12 protein-coding genes are annotated in these 20,634 nt (G+C 72.2%); 8 read left to right on the forward strand and 4 right to left on the reverse strand.

The window, feature by feature from the left end:
- Nucleotides 1–4: 4 nt before the first annotated feature.
- A complete protein-coding gene (locus tag AB0B72_RS21295; protein WP_367740594.1) occupies nucleotides 5–1,045 on the reverse strand; it encodes a LacI family DNA-binding transcriptional regulator in 1,041 nt (346 codons plus the stop codon).
- Between the two features lie 171 nt (nucleotides 1,046–1,216).
- On the opposite strand from AB0B72_RS21295, the gene AB0B72_RS21300 reads away from it, so the two are divergent.
- From AB0B72_RS21300 to AB0B72_RS21315, 4 genes are all read left to right on the forward strand, one after another.
- Nucleotides 1,217–3,520, forward strand: coding sequence for a glycoside hydrolase family 9 protein (locus AB0B72_RS21300; protein ID WP_367740595.1), 2,304 nt, complete (start codon nucleotides 1,217–1,219; stop codon nucleotides 3,518–3,520).
- Between the two features lie 189 nt (nucleotides 3,521–3,709).
- The gene (locus AB0B72_RS21305; protein ID WP_367740596.1) at nucleotides 3,710–9,805 is read left to right on the forward strand and encodes a phospholipase A2; all 6,096 of its coding nucleotides are present in this window, start codon (nucleotides 3,710–3,712) and stop codon (nucleotides 9,803–9,805) included.
- 168 nt (nucleotides 9,806–9,973) lie between these two features.
- Nucleotides 9,974–12,988, forward strand: coding sequence for a BTAD domain-containing putative transcriptional regulator (locus AB0B72_RS21310; RefSeq protein ID WP_367740597.1), 3,015 nt, complete (start codon nucleotides 9,974–9,976; stop codon nucleotides 12,986–12,988).
- A 213-nt stretch (nucleotides 12,989–13,201) separates the two neighbouring features.
- Nucleotides 13,202–14,104 (forward strand): glycosyltransferase family 2 protein, encoded by a 903-nt coding sequence (locus tag AB0B72_RS21315; RefSeq protein ID WP_367740598.1) that lies wholly within the window; start codon nucleotides 13,202–13,204, stop codon nucleotides 14,102–14,104.
- Between the two features lie 135 nt (nucleotides 14,105–14,239).
- On the opposite strand, the gene AB0B72_RS21320 is transcribed toward AB0B72_RS21315, so the two are convergent.
- Nucleotides 14,240–14,815 (reverse strand): hemerythrin domain-containing protein, encoded by a 576-nt coding sequence (locus AB0B72_RS21320; RefSeq protein ID WP_367740599.1) that lies wholly within the window; start codon nucleotides 14,813–14,815, stop codon nucleotides 14,240–14,242.
- 187 nt (nucleotides 14,816–15,002) lie between these two features.
- On the opposite strand from AB0B72_RS21320, the gene AB0B72_RS21325 reads away from it, so the two are divergent.
- The 4 genes from AB0B72_RS21325 to AB0B72_RS21340 are packed head-to-tail and all read left to right on the forward strand — an operon-like array spanning nucleotide 15,003 to nucleotide 17,348.
- Nucleotides 15,003–15,584, forward strand: coding sequence for an LGFP repeat-containing protein (locus AB0B72_RS21325; protein ID WP_367740600.1), 582 nt, complete (start codon nucleotides 15,003–15,005; stop codon nucleotides 15,582–15,584).
- A gap of 19 nt (nucleotides 15,585–15,603) precedes the next feature.
- Complete coding sequence (locus AB0B72_RS21330) at nucleotides 15,604–16,281, forward strand: LuxR C-terminal-related transcriptional regulator (RefSeq protein ID WP_367740601.1); 678 nt, start codon at nucleotides 15,604–15,606, stop codon at nucleotides 16,279–16,281.
- Nucleotides 16,256–16,936 (forward strand): response regulator, encoded by a 681-nt coding sequence (locus AB0B72_RS21335; RefSeq protein WP_367740602.1) that lies wholly within the window; start codon nucleotides 16,256–16,258, stop codon nucleotides 16,934–16,936. The genes AB0B72_RS21330 and AB0B72_RS21335 overlap by 26 nt, the downstream gene beginning before the upstream one ends.
- A 52-nt stretch (nucleotides 16,937–16,988) precedes the next feature.
- Nucleotides 16,989–17,348 carry a response regulator transcription factor gene (locus AB0B72_RS21340; RefSeq protein WP_367740603.1) on the forward strand — a complete coding sequence of 120 codons (360 nt, stop codon included), beginning with the start codon at nucleotides 16,989–16,991 and terminating at the stop codon, nucleotides 17,346–17,348.
- Here AB0B72_RS21340 and AB0B72_RS21345 read toward each other — a convergent pair.
- Together AB0B72_RS21345 and AB0B72_RS21350 are read right to left on the reverse strand one after the other, a co-directional pair.
- On the reverse strand, nucleotides 17,314–18,744 hold the full coding sequence (locus AB0B72_RS21345) for a phytoene desaturase family protein (RefSeq protein WP_367740604.1): 1,431 nt from the start codon (nucleotides 18,742–18,744) through the stop codon (nucleotides 17,314–17,316). The two genes, AB0B72_RS21340 and AB0B72_RS21345, sit on opposite strands and share 35 nt — an antisense overlap.
- Entirely contained in the window at nucleotides 18,737–20,632 is a 1,896-nt protein-coding gene (locus AB0B72_RS21350) for a histidine kinase (protein WP_367740605.1), read from the reverse strand. The genes AB0B72_RS21345 and AB0B72_RS21350 overlap by 8 nt, the downstream gene beginning before the upstream one ends.
- Nucleotides 20,633–20,634 lie beyond the last annotated feature (2 nt).

The raw sequence follows: 20,634 nt of genomic DNA on the forward strand, positions 1-20,634 counted from the left end.
GGTCTCAGCGGGCCGGAGGGGCGGTGCTGGCCCGTACGACGAGGCTGGTGGCGAGCTCGACCCGGTCGTGTTCGGGCGGGTCGCCGGCGGCAAGGGTCATGACGAGGCCGGCGGCGGCCGCGCCCATCTTGGCCAGTGGCTGCCGCACCGTGGTCATCGGCGGGTCGGCCCACAGGGCGAGCGGGAGGTCGTCGAAGCCGACAACGCTCAGATCCTCGGGAACGCGCAGACCGGCCCGCAGCGCCGCCTGGTACGCGCCGAGCGCCTGTAGGTCGTTGGCCGCGAAGATCGCCGTAGGACGGTCAGGCAGGGCGAGCAACGCCAGGGCTTGGGCCCTGCCGTCCTCGACGTAAAGTGCGCCGCCGCGCAGCAGCGCCGGATCGACGGGGACGCCGGCGGCGTCCATCGCCGCGCGGTAGCCGTCCAGCCGGGCACGGCAGCACATCAGGTCGGCGGGGCCGTTGATCATCGCGATCCGGCGGTGGCCCAGCTCCAGCAGGTGGCGGGTGGCCGACAGCCCGCCGTTCCAGTTGGTCGCGCCCACCGAGGGGACGTCGTGGTCGGGCTCACCCTGCGGATCGAGGGCGATCAGCGGGATGGCCCTGCTGGCGAGCTGGGCGCACTCGCGGTCGGTCAGCTCGGCGGACACGGCGATGACGCCGGCCGGGCGCCGGGTGAGCACCTGGTCGATCCACTCCCGGTGCGGGGAGTGCCTCCCCCGCATGTCGGTGAGCGCGACCGCCATGCCGTGCGCCCGCGCGACCTCGTCGACGCCCCGGATGATCTCCAGGGCCCACAGGCTGTCGAGGGCCTGGAAGAGGACCTCGACGATGGCCGCCGGCTCCGTCCGCTCCGGTCGCCGCTGCCAGCCGTGCTCCCTGATCAGCTCCTCGACCCGCCGCCGGGTGGCGGTGGACACACCGGGGTGGCCGTTGATCACCTTCGACACGGTGGGCTGGGACACTCCCGCCATCTCGGCGATCCGGGCGACCGTGATCTCCTGGCGGCGGCGTCCCGTGCGCGCGGTGGGGCTGGGGCCGGTCACACCCGGGATTTTACGCATGGGCACGAATCATTCGTGAAATGTTCAGAATCATTCGTCAGCTCTGAAGGACTGAGCTGCGGCGTCGCCGCCGCGCCCGTTCCGGGGGTGTCTCCGCCCCGGCGACCGGCTCCATGATGCGGACACGAGACAGATCCTCGGAGGTAATTCATCATGGAGACACCAAGGCGGGCCCGCGGGCGCCGTACGGCGGTGTCGGTGGCGCTCGCCGTCGCCGCGGCGTCGTTCGCCGTCGGGGCCGCGACGGGAACGGCCCAGGCCCTCGCCCGCCCGCCGCTCGGCCAGAACATCAAGGTCAACCAGGTCGCGTACGTGCCGGGCGTGGCCGAGCAGGCGACGGTGATCAGCAGCAGCGGGTCGCCGCTGGCCTGGAACCTGCTCGACGGCTCCGACCGCGTGGTGGCGAGCGGCACCACGACCGTCTTCGGGCAGGACGCGCCGTCCGGGGACAACGTCCACAAGATCGACTTCTCCTCGTACACCGGCTCGGGCACGAACTACGTGCTGACGGTGGGAAACGAGTCCAGCCAGCCCTTCGACATCGGCACGGCGGCCTTCAAGAAGCTGCCGCTCGACGCTCTGGCGTTCTTCTACCACCAGCGCAGCGGCATCGCGATCAGCTCGCAGTACGTCGGCAGCCAGTACGCGCGCCCCGCCGGCCACCTGAACGTCTCGCCGAACCAGGGCGACAACAACGTGCCGTGCCGGACGAGCTGTGGCTACTCGCTCGACGTGCGCGGCGGCTGGTACGACGCGGGTGACCAGGGCAAGTACGTCGTCAACGGCGGCATGTCCGCCTGGCAGCTGGTCAACATCTACGAGCGGGCCAAGTTCGCCCCCGGCGCGAGCCTGTCGGCGTTCGGCGACGGCACCCTGGCCATCCCCGAGCGGTCGAACAGCGTGCCCGACATCCTCGACGAGGCTCGCTGGGAGATCGACTTCCTGCTGAAGATGCAGGTGCCCGACGGGCGCCCACTGGCGGGCATGGCCCACCACAAGATCCACGACGCCGCCTGGACCGGCCTGCCCATGCGGCCCGACCAGGACCCGCAGCAGCGGGTGCTGTCGGCGCCCACCACGGCCGCCACGCTGAATCTCGCCGCTGCCGCGGCGCAGTGCGCCCGCGTCTGGACCGGCATCGACACGGCCTTCTCCGGGCGCTGCCTCACGGCCGCCGAGAAGGCGTACGCCGCGGCGAAGGCCAACCCCTCGATAATCGCTCCGAGCAGCGACGACCAGGGCGGCGGCTCGTACGTCGACACCAAGGTGACCGACGAGTTCTACTGGGCCGCGGCCGAGCTGTACGTCACCACCGGCAAGCAGGCGTACCTGAACGACCTGACCGCCTCGCCCCTCTACTACGGCAAGAGCTTCACCAACGAGGGCGCGCAGTGGTCCGAGGTCGGCTCCCTCGGCGACGTCACGCTCGCGCTCGTCCCGAACGGGAGGACCTCCGCCATCGGCCAGGCCCTGCGGGACCGGTTCGTCGGCGCCGCCGACTCGCTGCTGACCACGATGCGCGGCCAGGGCTACCCGGTGCCCTTCGCGCCCCCGGGTGGCGGGTACATCTGGGGATCCAACAACCTGATCCTCAACAACGCCGTGCTGCTCGCCCTCGCGTACGACTTCACCCAGCAGGAGCGGTTCCGCGCGGGCGTGTTCGAGACGATGGCCTACGAGTTCGGCCGCAACCCGCTCGGCCAGTCCTATGTCACCGGCTACGGCGACAAGCCGTCCCGCAACGTCCACCACCGTTTCTGGGCGAACCAGCTCAACTCGTCGCTGCCCATCGCGCCGCCCGGAGCGCTGGCCGGCGGCCCCAACAGCGGCCTGCAGGACCCCGTCGCGCAGTCGCGCCTCAGCGGCTGCAGGCCGCAGAAGTGCTACCTGGACGACATCGAGGCCTGGTCGGTGAACGAGGTCGCGATCAACTGGAACGCGGTGCTCGCCTGGGTGAGCACGTGGGCCGCGGAGAAGTCCGGAGGAACCGGCCCGAGCCCGTCCCCCTCCCCATCGCCGTCGCCATCGCCGAGTCCGTCGCCTTCACCTTCACCCAGCCCGTCACCGTCTCCTTCACCCAGCCCGTCGCCGTCTCCATCGCCCAGCCCGTCACCGTCTCCATCGCCCAGCCCGTCGCCGTCGCCTTCCGGCAGGGCCTGCACCGCCGCGTACTCCGTCAACAACCAGTGGCCGGGCGGCTTCGGGGCGAACGTCACCGTGACAAACACCGGCTCGACCGGCATCACCGGGTGGACCGTCAAGTGGACGTTCCCCAACGGCCAGACGATCAGCCAGCTCTGGAGCGCCTCGCACACCGTGAGCGGCGCCGACGTGACGGCGACGAACCTGTCCTGGAACGGCTCCCTCGCCGCCAACGCGTCCACGTCGTTCGGCTTCAACGGCACCTGGAACGGCACCAATGCGGTCCCCTCCCAGGTGACCTGCACGGCCACGTAGAACACGGCAGGCAACACCGCAGGCAACACCGCAGACGCGCCGCCGGCTCTCCCCAGGAGGGCCGGCGGTCCTTTGCGCGGGTGAGAGCCAGCCGGCCGCGAACCGGGGCCAACGCGATCTATACGACACCTATACAGCCGCTGATCAACATGGGCTCGACTATTCGATCAGGTAAGGCGGAGGTAGACGGTGTCGAAGAAGACGGGGCGGCTCAGAGCGCTGCCGCCCCTCATCGCCCTGGCGATGACAACCCCTGTTCTGGTGCCGCTTCCCGCGCGAGCGGTGCCGGTGCCGGTCAAGACCCAGAGTGCGGCCGCGGCCTGTCCAGCCGAGATGCCGACGGAGATATCCGCCAAGCTGGCCGCCGCGGCCTGCGGCCAGCGGATCAAGGTGGCGTCGCTGACCTCGGAGACCGACGAGTTCTTCGTCAACCCCGACGGCACCGTCACCCAGGACCACCGCTACCGGCCCGTACGGGTGAAGCGCGGCGACGAGTGGGCCGCCGCGGACACGACATTGGCCGTGAACCCAGACGGGTCGGTGGCGCCGAAGGCGGCCGCGCTTTCCTACAGCTTCTCCGGCGGCGGTGAGGGCCCGCTCGTGCGAGCCGCCCGGAAGGGCGCCGAGCTCAACTTGGGTTCGCCGCTCGGCTCCCTGCCCAAGCCGGTGCTGAGCGGCGCGACCGCCACCTACCCCGAGGTGCTGCCCGGGGTCGACCTGGTGCTCACCGCCGATGTGGACGGATTCGCCGAGAAGCTCGTGGTCAAGACGCGGCAGGCGGCCGCCGATCCGAAGCTGAAGGCGCTGAAATTCGCCACCTCTTTGAAGAAGGGCGAGATCAAGGCCGACAAGCACGGCAACGTCACGGTCGTGGACGCCAAGGACGACCCCGTGTTCGTCTCCTCCTCAGCGGAGATGTGGGACGCCGCGGCGGAGACCTCCATGGCGCGCAACCCCGCCGCCCCGGCTCTCGGCGCCCAGCCGGGCAAGCGCGGCGCGATGGGCGTGAAGCTCTCCGGCGGCGCCATCGAGATCACCCCTGACGCCGCCCTTCTGGCCGACCCCGCCACCGTCTACCCCGTGACCATCGACCCGAGCTTCACCGCCGCCAAGTCGGGGTGGACCTACGTCGACTCCGCCTATCCGAACAGCGCCTACTACAACTCCTCCAACGAGGCCACAGCCGGCACCAGCAACGCCGGCGGCTACAAGCGGCGCTCGTTCTTCAACATGAGCCTGTCGGGCATGGGCACGGGCAAGCACATCATCTCCGCGACGTTCGACATCAGGGAGACGTGGGCCTGGTCCTGCTCGGCCAGGAACGTCGAGCTGCACAGGACCGCGGCGGTGACCTCCTCGACCACGTGGAACAACCAGCCCGCCTCCAACCTGAGCATCGGCGCCAAGAACGTCGCCTACGGCTGGTCGTCCAGCGGGAGCGGCGGGGCGTCGAGCTGCCCCGCCGCCTGGGTCGGCTGGGACGTGACCAGCCCCCTCCAGAGCACCGTGAACGCGGGCGGCACGTCGATCACGTTCATGGTGAAGGCCGGCAGCGAGACGGACAACTACTACTGGAAGCGGTTCGAGAACAACCCGCACGTCTCCATCACCTACAACACGCTCCCGGCGACGCCCGCCGGCCTGGCGATCGCGCCCTGCACGACGTGCGCCAGCCCGGCCCTGGTGAGCGCGCCGCAGCCGACGCTGTCCGCAAAGGTCAGCGACGCGGACGGGCAGGCCCAGCGGGCCGACTTCGAGGTGTGGACCCCCGACCACGTGACCAAGGTCACCGGCGGCTCCGTCTCGAACGTCTCCTCCGGCGCGACCGCGTCGTGGAAGGCCGGCACGCCTCTCGCCAACACCGCCTACCACTGGCGGGTCCGCTCCTTCGACGGCACCGACTACGGCGCGTGGTCGGGCTGGTTCACCTTCACCGTGGACGCCGCCCCTCCGGCCGCGCCTGAGGTCTCCTCCTCCGACTACCCCGAAGGCGAGTGGGCGAAGGGCGCCGGCCAGGCGGGCAAGTTCACCATCACTCCCTCCGGCACCGACGTCTCGGCCGTGCTGTGGTCCTTCGACGGCGGCGCCCAGCAGTCCGCCGCGAACACCGGCTCGCCGTACACGGTCACCTGGACCCCCGGCGCCGACGGCCCGCACACCCTCAAGGCGTGGGTCAAGGACAAGGCCGGCAACCTGTCCCCCGCCACGACGTACGCCTTCGACGCCGGCACGTCCGCCGTCACCTCGCCGAAGGACGGGCAGTCGACGGCTCGCCGCACCGTTCTCACCGCGACGGGAAGCGCGGGGCTGACCGCGGTCACCTTCTCCTACCGGCGCGGCGAGGCCGACACCTGGCACCAGGTTCCCGCCGCCGACGTGCGCAAGAAGTCGGACGGCTCGGCGATCACCTGGCCGGTCGCGCTGGCCGCGGGCGTCTCCCCCGATCTCGTCTGGGACACCACGCACACGCTCACCGAGGACGGCGTCATCGAGGTGCGCGCCGACTTCACCACCTCGGCCGGCACGGCCTCCTCGCAGCCGGTCGAACTGATCGTCGACCGCGACGCGGAGGGCGCGTCCACCCAGCCGGTCGGGCCGGGCTCGGTCAACGTGCTCACCGGCGACTTCAAGATGGCGGCCACCGACGTCAACGTCTTCGGCGTCGGGCTCATGCGCTCCTTCTCCTCGCGCGACCCGCGCAAGGGCTCGTCGACGCCGGGCGTCGCCGCCATCTTCGGCACCGAGTGGACCGCGAACGGGCTCGCCCAGTCGGGGCAGGGCACCTTCGAGCAGCTCCACCCCACCTCTGCCACCTCCGTCGAGATCAGCGGTGAGGACTCGTCCGTGGCGTTCACCAAGAACGCCGACGGAAGCTTCACGCCTCAGCCCGACGCGGCCAACCTGAAGCTGACCTACGACTCGTCCACCGACCGCTACACCCTCTCCGATGTCAACTCGGCGGACCGGACGGTCTTCGCCAAGGTGACGCCGACGGCGACGACGTACCTGGTCCGTGCCGTCTACCCGGCGAGCGGCAAGGCGAGCACGACCTTCGTGTGGGAGTCGGTGACCGGCTCCGACGGCAAGACCCTGGCCCGGCCGCTCAAGATCATCGCCCCGTCCTGGGCGGTCGCGTCGCAGTCCGACTGCGACGTCGACACCTTCGCCGCCCTGCCCGAGGGCTGCAGGCTGATCAAGCTGACCTACGCCACCACGACCACCGCCGGCGCGCAGCTCGGCGACGTGGCCGGCCAGGTCACGCAGATCAACCTGTGGGAGGGCGGGACGAGCGCGCCCCAGCCTCTCGCCGAGTACCGCTACGACGACCTGGGACGCCTTCGCGAGCAGTGGAACCCCAGCGCCCCTGACGTGAAGACCCGCTACGACTACGACCTCGGGGGCCGGGTGAACCGGTACTCCCCGCCCGGCGGGCTGCCGTGGACCTTGACCTACGGCAAGGCGGGCAACCCCGACACGGCGTCCGACGGGATGCTGCTGAGCGCCTCACGGCCGACGCTCCGCCCGGGGACCATGAGCGAGACGAACGGCACCGCGACCGTCTCGGTCGTGTACGACGTCCCGGTCAGCGGAAGCGGCGCGCCGTACAACCTGGCGGTGGCGAACACGGCGGCGTGGGGCCAGAACGACGCGCCCGCCGACGCGACCGCGATCTTCCCGGCCGACCAGGTGCCCGCGAACCACACCGGCCGCGGCGGCCTGGCCGGGTCCGACTACGGCCGTGCCACGATCACCTATCTCAACGCGTCGGCCCAGGAGGTCAACCGCGCGGAGCCGGGCGGCGGCCTGTCCACGAGCCAGTACGACGCGCAGGGCAACACCGTGCTCTCGCTGTCGGCGGGCAACCGGGCGCTGGCCCTGGGCCAGGGGCCGAACGCGGCGGGCGACCTGACCCTGCTCGGCCTCGCCACCACCCCGACGGCGCAGCGGGCGCGACTGCTGTCCGAGGAGACCCTCTACAGCGCCGACGGGCAGCGCGTGCAGTCCGAGTTCGGGCCGCTGCACCTGGTCACCGTCGGCGGCGCCCAGACCGCCGCCAGGAGGCACACGGTCAACGACTTCGACGAGGACCGGCCGGCGGACGCCAAGGTGTCGAACCTGGTCACCACGGCCACGGTGGGCGCCTGGGTGCCCGGCGGGGCGGCGGACGCCGACCTCAGGGTGAGCAAGAAGTACTACGACTGGGCCACCGGCAACGTCACCAAGACCGTCGACGACCCCGGCGGCCTGGCGATCACCAAGACGACCGGCTACGACACCGAAGGAAGGGTGATCAGCTCCACCATGCCCAAGTCGTCGGGTGACGACGCGGGCACGACGACCAGCGAGTACTACGCCGCCGACGGCACCGGGACCTGCGGCGGCAAGCCCGAGTGGGCGGGGCTGCTCTGCCGTACGAAGGCGAAGAAGGCCATCTCCGACGGCGGTTCCAACCCGTCCGAGCTGGTCTCCAAGGTCTACACCTACGAGGCCGGCGGCCGCGTCGCCGCCGTGACGGAGACCGCGAACGGAGTCACCAGGACCACCTCCACCAAGTACGACGCCGCAGGCCAGGTCGTGGAGAGCGCGGTCACCGGCGGCCTGGGCACGGCGGTGCCCACGGTGTCGACGACCTACGACGCGGCGGGACGCACCGTGAAGACCACCGCGTCCAACGGAACCGTGATCACCCGGGAGTACGACGCGCTGGGCCGCCAGGTGTCCTACACCGACGCCGACGGCGGGACGACCAGGGTGGAGTACGACGCGCTCGACCGGGTCGTCAAGAAGACGGACGGCGCGCCGTCCACGGTGACCTACGTCTACGACACGGCGGCCGACCCCCGGGGCGTGCTCACCTCGATGACCGACTCGGTCGCGGGCACGTTCACCGCCACCTACGACCTCGACGGCTCCGTCGTCCACGAGAACCTTCCGGGAGGCGTCTCCTACAACGTCGTCAGGGATCCCTCAGGCGCGCCGACCTGGCGCGGCTACCAGAACGCCGCCGGCGTGAAGCTGCTCGACGACTCCGTGACGTGGTCGATCAACGGCCAGCAGGTCACGCACAACGGGCTGTCGTCCCAGCGGATCGGCTACGACAAGACGGGCAGGCTCACCTCGGTGGACGACACCGTGAGCGGGACCTGCGCGCGGCGTGCCTACGGGTACGACGCGAACTCCAACCGGACGTCGGTGACCAGCAGCGGGTGTGACGGCTCCGGCGCCGTCACCGAGCGGCACACCTACGACGGAGGAGACCGGCTGGCCGACTCCGGGTACGTGTACGACGCCTACGGCCGCACCACGGCCACCCCCGCGGGGCTGGCGGTGGACTACTACAACACCGACCTGGTCAAGTCGATGACCTCCGGAACGTCGCGGCAGTCCTACACGCTCGACCCGCAGCTGCGCCGCAACACCACCCTGCTGGAGCAGCAGGCGAACGGCGCCTGGACCGGCGCCGGCAAGCGGATCGAGCACTTCGACGCCGACGACGACACGCCGGCGTGGGTCGTGGAGGACGCCGCCTCGGGCGCCGTGACCAGGAACGTCCACTCGATCTCGGGCGGATTGGCGGCGGTCACGTCGGCCACCGGAGACGTCCGGCTGCAGCTCACCAACCTGCACGACGACATCAACGTGGTGTTCACCGTCGTCGGCGGGGTGCCGCTGGCGCTGGACTACGACGAGTTCGGCAATCCCCGGGCGGGCCAGCCCTCGACGAGGTACGGCTGGCACGGCGCGGCCGAGCGGGCCGCCGACACCCCTGACGGCACCATGCTCATGGGCGTCCGGCTCTACCAGCCCAAGCTGGGACGGTTCCTCCAGACCGACCCGGTGGAGGGCGGGAGCGCCAACGCGTACGACTACGCCGCGCAGTCGCCCACGTCCAACGCGGACCTGGACGGCAAGAAGTGGTACTGGTGCACGAACTTCTGGGACTTCGCGTTCAACCACTGTGGGGTCAGCTACGCCTGGTACCACGGCAGCTGGCGCTTCGTCCACTGGAAGAAGACCCCGGCCGGCTGGTGGGTCCGCGGCGTGAACTACGACTACTGCACCAAGGCCCCTGACAAGCCGCTCGGGTACGACTTCCGGCAGGCGTGCATGATGCACGACTACGGGCTGGCCCTGCGGAACATGGGGTACTTCTCCAGCAAGTCGCAGGTGGACGAGATCTTCTACTACGTCCTCTACTACGGCGTGTGCTCGCACTACTTCTGGAAGGGGACCTGCCGGGGCATCGCCTACAAGTACTACCTCGCGGTGCGCTACCTGGGCTGACCGGCCCTCACCGAACCGCCGAACCCGCGCCGGCGGGAGCCGTCACCACGGCTCCCGCCGGTGCGGCGTGCCGGGGCTCGACTAACGAGTTGACGGCAGGCAAAGCATCGGGCACATTAAAGCGGCTTGTTCTACTTTGTGCACGATGGTTCTGCTCCAGGGAGCGCGATGGAGTTTGCCGTCCTGGGGCCGCTTCACGTCTCGGCCGACGCCCGTCCCCTGCCGCTCGGCGCGGGCAAGCAGCGCACCCTGCTGGCCGAACTGATCTGCCAGGCGGGCCGCGCCGTCTCCTCCCCCACGCTGATCGAGGCCCTGTGGGCGCAGGCTCCGCCGCGCACCGCCACCGACAACCTCCGGCTCTACGTGCACCAGCTGCGCAGGACGCTGGGCCAGGACCGCATCGAGCGCACCAGCACCGGCTACGTGCTGTCCATCCGGCCGGGCGAGCTGGACGCCGACCGGTTCCAGACCCTGGCGGAGCTGGGGAGGACCGCCCTGGCCGCCGGCGACCACGAACGGGCCTCCGCGCTGCTCGGGCAGTCTCTGGAGCTGTGGCGCGGCCCGGCGTACGCGGGACTCAACCTCACCCCCGCGCTGCGCGACCACGCGCACCGCCTGGAGGAGGAGCGCCTGACCGCGCTGGAGAGCCGGATCGAGGCCGATCTGGCGCGCGGGATGCATACCGCCCTCGTCGCCGAGCTCGGCGGGCTCGTCGCCGAGCATCCGCTGAGGGAGCGGCCGCGCATGCAGCTCATGCTCGCGCTGGCCAAGTCGGGACGCCAGGCCGAGGCGCTGGCCACCTATCAGGACGCCCGCCGGGTGTTCGCCGCCGAGCTGGGCCTGGACCCCGGCGCCGAGCTCCGCCACCTGCACCAGGCCATCCTCACCGGTACGCTCCCCGTCGACTCCTCCACCGCCCCGTCGGGGGACCTGTCCCCCGCCCAGCTCCCGGCCGACATCTCCGACTTCACCGGCAGGGAGGACCAGCTCGGCGAGCTGACCGACCTCCTCGGGAAGGAGCCGCCTCCAGGCCCCGGGCCGGTCGGCGTCTGCGTGATCACGGGGATGGGCGGGGTCGGCAAGACGACGCTGGCCGTCCACGCCGCCCATCGGATCGCGCGGCACTATCCCGACGGGCAGCTCCACACGAACCTGCACGGCGCGGAGGCGTCCCCCGCGGACCCCGGCCAGGTGCTCGCGGCGTTCCTCACCGCGCTCGGCGTGCCGCGCTCCGTCCTGCCGGAGAGCACGGAGGAGCGGGCCGCGTACTTCCGCAGCCGGCTGGCGGGACGCCGGATGCTCGTCGTGCTCGACAACGCCGCCTCCGAGCAGCAGGTCCGCCCGCTGCTTCCCGGCACTTCCGGCTGCGCCGTCATCATCACCAGCAGGAACCGGCTGACCGGGCTGTCCGGCGCGACCGCGATCGAGCTGTCCGTGCTCCCGCCCGAGCAGGCCGTGCGGCTGCTGTCCGCGATAGCGGGGGCCGGCAGGGTGGCCGCGGAGCCGAAGGCGGCGGAGGAGATCGTCCGGCTGTCCGACCGCATCCCGCTCGCGGTCAGGGTGGCGGGAGCCCGCCTCGCCGCCCGGCCGCACTGGCCGCTGAGCCGCCTGGCCGGGCAGCTCACCGACGAGCGGCGGAGGCTCGACCAGTTCGCCACCGGCGACCTCGCCGTCCGGGCCAGCCTGGCCCTCAGCTACGTGGGGCTCGACCACACCACACGCAGGGCGTTCCGGCTGCTCGGCTCGCTTGACGTGCCCGACTTCGCCGGCTGGGTGGCCGGGGCGCTGCTCGACCTGCCCGTGGCGGCGGGCGAGGAGCTGGTCGAGGCCCTGGTGGACACCCAGCTGGTGCTGATCAGCGGGGCCGATCCGGCGGGCCGGCCACGCTACCGGTTCCACGATCTCGTCCGCCTGTACGCCCGCGAGCGCAGCGAGCTGGAAGACGAACCGGAGACCGTGGCGGCCGCCCTGAGCAGGGCCTTCGGGGGCTGGCTCGCGCTGGCGGAACGTGCCACTGAGCGGGTGCCGGGCACGTCGTCCGCGATCATCCACGGCGCCGCCCCCCGCTGGAGCTCCCCCGACGACGCCCCTTGGGAGGAGCCGGCCGAGCAGGACCCGATGGCCTGGTTCGACACCGAACGGCCGGCGCTGGTCGCGTCCATCCGCCAGGCCTGCTCCCTGGGCCTGGCGGAGGTCGCGTGGGACACGGCCTGCTGTCTGGAACGTTACTTCGACGTGTGCGGGCAGTTCGACGACTGGCGCGCCCTCCATGAACGCGTCCTGGAGGCGTGCCGTGCGAAGGGCGACAAACTCGGTGAGGCGATGATCCTGCGCGGGCTCATGCACGCCACAACGTGGATGGAGACCGGCGGCGAGGCCATGGCCGCGCAGTACGACGGGGCCGAGCGGCTGATCGCGATGTTCACCGAGCTGGGCGAGGAGCGCGGGCTGTCCGACGCCTACGTGCTGCGGGCCTGGGGCGAGGCGGCCAAGGGGGACATGGCCCAGGGCCTCCGGTCGGGGAAGATCGCGCTGAGCCTCGCGGAGGGCAGCGGTCACCTGGGAGGCCAGGCGAGGGCGCACGTGTGCATGGCGGTGACCTACGGGACCAAGGACATCAGGATGGCGATCAGCCATCTCCTGAGCGGCCTGGAGCTGGCCGAGAAGCTGGGCAACCCGCGTTTCGAGGCCACCGCGTTGCAGTTCCTCGGGCTCGCGCACGCCCATGCCCGGGAGTTCGAGGCCGGCCTGGGGTACCTGGTCCGGGCCCTGGCGATCTACCGGCAGTTCCGCGACCCGCTGCTGGAGGCGATGGGCCTGGTGGCGCTGGCCAAGCTGTACGCCGTGGCCCGCGACCCCCGGGCCAGGGCCGCCGCGGAGGCGGCCGAGGCCCTGAGCCGTTCGCATCGCCTGGCCCACCACAGGGCCGACGCGCTGTGGGTGCTCGGCGACGTGGACATGGCGGAGGGAAAGATCGACGAGGCGATCATCAATCTGGAGGAGTCGGTCAGGCTCTGGCGCACCAGAGGCTGGCAGGATTTCCTCGCCGGCGCGCTGGGAAGCCTCGCGGAGGCCTATTCCGCCGCGGGGAACCTGGAGGCGGCCGCCAGGACCCGCCGGGAGGTGGGCGCCCTCACCGGTACGGCGCCCGGCCGGATGCGGCGGCCGACTCACACAGGATGAGTGCGGCGGCGCCCCCTCCGGCCTCACGTACGACTTGGCCCAAGGGAGATCTCCACGTTGCGAGGGCCGGGCCGCGGTTCCCTCGCCCCGCGACCGGAGACAAATCCTCTGTCGGCTCCGAACGCTCGCCCCGTCAGGGGCTGCTGGTTTCAGGCCACGCGCAAGGGGAGAAGGCGGCTGGTGATCACATCGCGTCGTCAGATGTGAGGTCGGATGCATGAGACACCACGGGGCGCACTGGAGGACGGCCAGGATGCGGCGCGGCCGCCGCGGGTGACGGTGGTGGTGGCCACCCGGAACCGTCACAGCGACCTGGAGTCGTCGCTGCCGCGCCACGAGGGGCCCGTGATCGTGGTCGACAACGGCTCCGCCGACGGCAGCGCCGCGTTCGTACGCGACAGGTTCCCGCATGTCCGGCTGGTCGAGCTGGGAAGGAACCTCGGCGCCACGGCCCGCAACGTCGGCGCGCGGCTCGCCACGACACCGTACGTCGCCTTCGCGGACGACGACTCCTGGTGGGCACCCGGCGCCCTGGACCGCGCCGCCGGCGTGCTGGACGCCCATCCCCGCCTGGCGTTGCTGGCGGCCCACATCCTCGTGGGCCCCGAGGAGAGGCCCGACCCGATCTGCGCGGCCATGGCCCGCTCCCCGCTCAAAACGGAGCCCGATCTGCCCGGCCCGAGCGTCCTGGGGTTCCTCGCGTGCGGCGCGGTGGTGCGCAGGGACGCCTACCTGGCCGCCGGCGGCTTCGACGACGTGGTGTTCTTCTTCGGCGAGGAGGAGCGCCTGGCGCTGGACCTGGCGTCGGCGGGCTGGGGGCTTTCCTACGTCGCGGACGTCGTCGCCCATCACCATCCTTCGGCCGCACGCGTCAGCGGCCGGCGGCGGGTGCTCGCGAGCCGCAACCGGCTGCTCACCGCCGTCCTGCGCAGGCCGTGGCCGGTCGTGGGACGGGCCGCGCTGGCCGCCGCCCGCGGCGGCCCCCCGGGATGGCGGGCCCTGGGCGAAGCGGTCACGCGGCTGCCGAAGGCGCTGTGGCGCCGCCGCGGGCTCCCGCCGGAGGTCGAGGCGGCCCTCAGGTCACTGGACGTGGAACCGGGCCCCGGGCGCTCGTGACCGATCCGCGTGTCGGTCGAGGTGCGCCTGGCGAGCCTGGAGGAGGCCCGGTCACGCTCGACCGCCCGGCGGCACATCAGCTGAGGCGCCGGGGCGAGGCGGCGACGCCCCGCCCCGGCGGCGCCTCGATCCGGCTCAGTCGCTGTGCGACTGGCGCCAGTCGCGGACGGCGTCACGGATCTTGTCGAACACCGCGACCGGCGGGCCGACCAGCATGTTCGCGGTCGCGGACTCACCGGCGCCGGGGTGCGGCCGGGTCGGCGAGATCGCCTCGGCGGCCCGTACGGCACCGGCCATCCGGCGTAGCCGTTCCGGGGACGTCTCCTGGCGCAGCCGGGGGAACTCCTCCTGCTCCTCGTGCGTGGCGTGCTCCAGGACGGCCTTCGCCAGGGTGGCCAGCTCGAGGTCGAAGTCCGCGTGGTCCACGCCGAGGTCGTACAGCTCGGACAGGGCGTGCTTCGCCTCGTCCTCCTCGTGCAGCCGGGCCTCGACGACCTCGTCGCCCGCCTTCGACCGTGCAGCCGGGTGCACGACCTGCTCCTCCGCGCTCTCGTGCACGGCCAGGAGCCGCACGAGGTCGTTGAACAGCTCGCGCTTGCGGTCGCCCCGCGCGATGGCGACGTCCGCGAACATGGCCTTGATCTGGTCGTGCTGCGCGAGCAGCAGATCGACGACGTCCTGCTCTCCGGTGGTGTTCCCAGTGGTGCTCACTGCCGTCACCTTTCTACTCGGGGACTTCCCGGCTGCCCCGCGACGGCGCCGCTACACCTGCCGGCTCGCGACCAGGGAACCGCCTTACAGGGATAACCCTGAGCCCGGCAGAGGGGTCGCCACGATGTGGCGGCCCCCTCCCCGGCCGCATCGTGGAGCCATCGAAAACATCCTCAAGGAGCCCACGATGAACCGTATGACCAGCGCCCTCGTCCTCGGCGCAGCCACCCTCGCGACCCTGCTGCCCGCGACCTCCCCGGCGCACGCCTCCGCCTGCAAGATCCAGCCGTACGGGCTGATCGGCGACTACTGGAGCTCGATGGGCGGTGCGGGCGGGGTCTTCGGATGCCCCACGTCCGCCGAGTACAGCCTGCCGAACCAGAACGGCCGCAAGCAGCGCTTCGCGGGCGGACAGATCGCCTGGTCGCCCGACCAGGGATCGAAGATGATCGTCGCCGCGTACGCGGTGAACGGCAAGGCGGTCTTCCGGTGGGGGCCGACCACGCCCTTCAACTACGACTACTTCCGGGTCTACTGGAAGGCCGACCCGGCCGGCGACCTGGGCGGCATGGCCCTCAGCTACCCGACGTACCGAGTGACCACCGGATCGCGCACCAGCGGCAAGGTGACCCACCGGGCGCCCAGCAACGTGACCAACAGCAACGGCTACGCCTCGACCTACACCTTCTGGGTCAAAGGATGCGACAGCAAGACATTCGGCGACACCTGCCGCCAGGGGTACACACTGGCCGTCTCGGCGAACGTCTGAACCTGTCACACTGGCTGCCATGCGGGTGGTGATCTGTGATGACTCGGCCTTGTTCCGCAAGGGCCTGGCCCTCCTGCTCGACCACGTCGGGGTGACCGTCGTGGCGCAGGCCGGGGACACCGCGGAGCTGGCCTCACTGCTCGACCTGCATCCGGCGGACGCCGCCATCCTCGACGTGCGGATGCCCCCCACGTTCACCGACGAGGGGCTGGTGGCGGCGATAGACCTGAAGAAGCGGTTCCCCGCCCTCGGCGTGCTGGTCCTGTCCACGTACGCGGAGGGCGCCTACGCCGCGCGGCTGCTCGAGTCGAGCCCGCGCGGCGTCGGCTATCTGCTGAAGGACCGGGTGGACGACGCGAACGCCCTGCGGGACGCGCTGGAGCGGGTGGCGTCCGGCGGCGTCGCCATCGACCCCGAGATCGTCAGCATGCTGTTCCAGCTGCGGCACGCCGAATCGCTCGCCGACCGGCTGACCTCACGCGAGCGCGACGTGCTGCGGCTGATGGCCGAGGGCAGGTCCAACGCGGCGATCGCGAGGACGCTGTTCCTCGGCGCGAAGACGGTCGAGGCGCACATCGCGGCGGTGCTGAACAAGCTGGACCTCAACCAGACCCCCGACGACAACCGCCGCGTCCTCGCGGTGCTGACGTGGCTGCGCATGGAGGGGCCCGGTGCCCATCAGAATCGTGATCGCTGACGACTCGCTGCTCGTGCGCGAAGGCGTTCGCCGGGTCCTGGACCTGCAGCCCGATCTGGAGGTGGCGGCGACGTGCGCCGACCTCCCCGAGCTGCTCGCCGCGGTCGGCCAGCACGATCCCGACGTGGTCGTGACCGACATCCGGATGCCGCCGACGGCGTCCGACGAGGGCATCCAGGCCGCCATCAGGCTGCGAGCCACCCATCCGCGCGTCGGCGTCGTGGTGCTGTCGCAGTACGCCGAGCCCGCGTACGCGACGCCGCTGCTGGCCGGAGGCAGCAGCGGCCGGGCCTACCTGCTGAAGGAGCGGGTGAGCGACCCGCGTGAGCTGATCGAGGCGGTCAGGACGGTCGCCAGGGGCGGCTCGGTCATCGACCCCGCCGTGGTGGAGGCGCTGGTGGCCGACAGCGTCCACGCGCGGTCGTCGCGGCTCGCCCATCTGACCGCGCGCGAGCGCGACGTGCTCGGCGAGATCGCGCAGGGCAAGAGCAACGCCGCCGTCGGGGCCGCGCTGTTCCTCACCGAGCGGGCCGTGGAGAAGCACATCAACGCGCTGTTCGCCAAGCTCGGGCTGGGCGCGGAGCCCGACGTGAACCGGCGGGTGATGGCGGTGCTGATGTACCTGGCCGAGCACGGTGGTGCTAGCACCCGCTGATTGTGGTGGCCGCGCCCTTGGGCCGGCGGCGCCCTTCGGGGAGGCTGGGAACATGACAGGGGTCGACGTGCTCATCGTGGACGACCAGGCGCCGTTCAGGTCGGTGGCACGGGCGCTGATCCGGCTGCTGCCGGGGTGGCGCGTGGTGGGTGAGGCCGAGACGGGTGAGGACGCCCTGGACCTGGCGCTCGGCACCCTGCCCACCATGATCCTGATGGACATCAATCTGCCCGGGATGAGCGGGATCGAGGCGACCCGGCGCATCCTGGCGGAGGCCCCCGGCGCGAAGATCGTGCTGGTGTCCACGTACGCGGTGGACGACCTGCCACCCGACGCGGTCACCTGCGGGGCGCTCGCCTACATACGGAAGGACGACCTCACGCCCGCCATGCTGCGCGGGCTTCCCGTCTGAGCGCCAGGCGGGCCGCCTCGCGGCCGCCCATGCCGTGCACCCCCGGGCCCGGCGGGGTGCTGGCCGAGCAGATGTAGAGGCCGGGCACCGGGGTCGCCCAGGGAGCCGGCGAATGGACCGGACGGCCGAAGAACTGGCCCAGGTCGCCCGCCCCTCCGCCGATGTCGCCGCCCACGTAGTTCGCGTTGTGCGCCTGCATCGCCGCGGTGTCCATGGCGCCACGGGCCAGTACGAGGTCGCGGAATCCCGGGGCGAACCGCTCGATCTGCGCCTCGATCACCTCGGTCATGTCGGCCGTGGAGCCGTTCGGCACGTGGCAGTACGCCCACAGGACGTGCCGGCCCTCGGGGGCGCGGGACGGGTCGGCCACGCAGGGCTGGACGACGAGCACGTAGGGCCTTTCCGGATGGCGTCCCCGCGCCACCTCCGCCTCGCCGTGCGCGATCTCCTCCAGGGTGCCGCCGAGGTGCACGGTCGCGGCCTCACCCACGGCCGGATCGGCCCACGGCACCGGGCCGGACAGCGCCCAGTCGAGCTTGAACACCCCGGGGCCGTAACGGAAGCGGCCCAGCCTCCTCCGGTACAGCGCGGGCAGCCGGTCGCCCGCCACGGCGAGGACCTGGCGCGGCGTGAGGTCCAGCAGGATCGAGCCGGCCTGCGGCACATCCCCGAGGCTCCGTACGGTGTGCCCGGTGTGCGCCTCGCCGCCGAGCGCTTCGAGGCGCCGGACGAGCGCGCCGGCGAGCCGCTGGGAGCCTCCCCGCACCACGGGCCAGCCCACGTGGTGGGCGAGGCCGGCCAGCATCAGCCCGTACCCGGCCGTGATGGGCGCGCGCAGGTCGAGCATCGAGTGCGCGGCCATCCCCGCGAACACCGCGCGCGCCTCCGCCGTGCGGAACGCCGTACGGGCGAAGGCGGTGGCGGGCAGGGCGGCGAGCGCGCCGAAGCGGGCGGCCCGCAGCGGCGCGCGCGGCACGGACAGCGGCGCGAGCAGCGTGTCCACCAGCCGGTCGCCGCCGCGAGCGGTCGCCCCCACCGTGGCCAGCCAGGCGGCCGCGTCCCGGCCGAGGCCCCGCGCGGTGTCCTCCGGGGACCGGCGGACCAGCACCGCCGGCCTCTTGTCCAGCGGGTGGGCGGCCTGCACGTCCGGATACGCCCACTCGACGCCCAGGTCCATCTCCCGCAGCGCCGGGGACGCCCGCGCGAGCGGCAGCACGGTCGCGCACACGTCGTGCAGGAAGCCGGGGAGGGTCAGCTCCTCGGTGCGCAGCCCGCCGCCGAACGTCCCGGCCGCCTCCAGCAGCAGGACGCGACGGCCGGCTTCGGCCATCGTGACGGCCGCCACCAGCCCGTTGGGGCCGGAGCCGACCACGACGGCGTCGAATCCGTCAGCCATGGACCGGCACCTCCCCCTTGATCGTCGTGCCCGCCCCCGGCGCCGACTCTACGGACAGCCGTCCGCCGATCGCGCCGAGCCGGTCGGTCATGTTCGTGAACCCGTGTCCTTGTGCCGTACCCGGTGTGAAGCCCGCGCCGTCGTCGGCCACGCTGAACTTCAGCATGCCGTCCTCGACGCGGATGCGGACCTCCACCGACGCGCCCTGCCCGGCGTACTTGCCCGCGTTCTGGATGGCCTCCAGGCAGCAGAAGTAGACGGCCGCCTCGACCTCCTCGGGATAGCGCTCCGGCAGGTCCACCTCCACCTGGTACGGCAGGGCCACCCGCCGGGTGACCGAGCGCAGCGCCTCGCCGAGCCCGTGGTTGCGCAGCAGCGGCGGGTAGATGCCGTGGGCCAGCTCGCGGAAGGCGGCGTTGGCCTGCTGCAGGTCGGTGCGCAGCTCCTCCAGGAGCTCGGCGGCCATGGCCACGTCGTCCTTGAGGATCTCCCGCGCGAGGCCGAGCTTGACCGACAGCGCGACGAGATGCTGCTGTGCTCCGTCGTGCAGGTCGCGCTCGATGGCGCGGCGCGACGCGTCGGCCGCCGTGACGATGCGCAGCCGGGACGCCTGGAGCTCCTCGTTGCGCTGCCGGAGCTCCTCCAGAGACTCCTGCAGGGCCGAGTCCAGCCGCATGTTGTGCAGCGCCAGCCCGACCTGGCGGGCCAGCTCGATGAGGACCCGGTCGTCCTCTTCGGAGAACTCCACGCCCTCCCGTGGCCGCCTGACCACGAGCAGGCCGAGCAGGTCGCCCATGTGGGCGGCGGGCGCCACCCGGATCGGGGCCTCCCGGTCCTCGATCAGGGCGGGCATCCAGACCGACAGCCAGGCGGTGCCGCCGATGCGGGTGCGGCCGACGACGAGGCGTTCGTTGTCGGAGAGAGTGAGGACGTCGGCGGGGCGTTCCGGGACGCTGACCGTGCGGTGCAGCACGCCGTCGGTGCCGACCCACACCTCGGCCCCCGCCTGCCCGAGCGCGGCGCGCAGCGACTCCACGAGCTGGAGCAGCAGCTCGTCGAACGGCACAGCGCGGCTCATCCGGGCGCCGAACGACGACAGCGCCTCCTCCGGCGTCTGCCCCCGGCGGCCGAGCAGCGACACGCCGAACGACACGAGGCGGAAGCGCAGGGGCAGGGCGAGCACCACAGCGGTGAGGGACGCGACCACGCTCGCCAGCAGGACGTCGCGCTCCGGGCCGACGGGCCAGTGGAGCAGGCCGACGACCACGACCAGGTAGACGGACACCACCAGCAGCGCGAGCCCGGCGATCACCACGGCCTCGGCGAGCGCCCGCTCGGCCAGCCGCGCGGTGCCGGCCGGCTGCGCGAGGGCGAGCCCCGCCGGGAGCACGGCCATGGCGAGCAGCGCCCACGGGAGCAGATCTTCGGGCATGCCGAGCAGCACGTGCACGGCCACGAGGACGACGTCGGCGGCGGCGGTGACGACACCGGCGGCCGCGATCCACTGGAGCGTGCGCCGGCGCGGCGCCGGCGCGCGCGGGCAGCGGGCGAGCACCCCCGCCAGCGCGGTCATCGCGCCGGCCGCGGTCGCGGTGATCACGCCGGCCGTCGTCACCGGCAGCCAGAGCGCCCAGGCCGCCGCGCCGAGCCAGGCCAGCCCGGTGATCGTACGGCGGGGCAGGGTACGGAGATCGCCGTCGGGCAGGGACAGGCCGCAGGTGAGCCAGGCGGCGACGGCCGGCGGCGCGAGCTGCGGCCACGCGGTGGCCGCGGCCTGCGTGACGGCCACGAGCCCCGCGGTGCGGGCCAGGCTAGGCCGTCCGGCGAGCAGCGCCGCCACCGCCGCGAGCATCCAGACGGCGGCGACGGCGGCGGAGGCGGCGATCACGG

It is taken from the genome of Microbispora sp. NPDC049125 (genome assembly GCF_040802045.1).
Lineage (GTDB): Bacteria > Actinomycetota > Actinomycetes > Streptosporangiales > Streptosporangiaceae > Microbispora.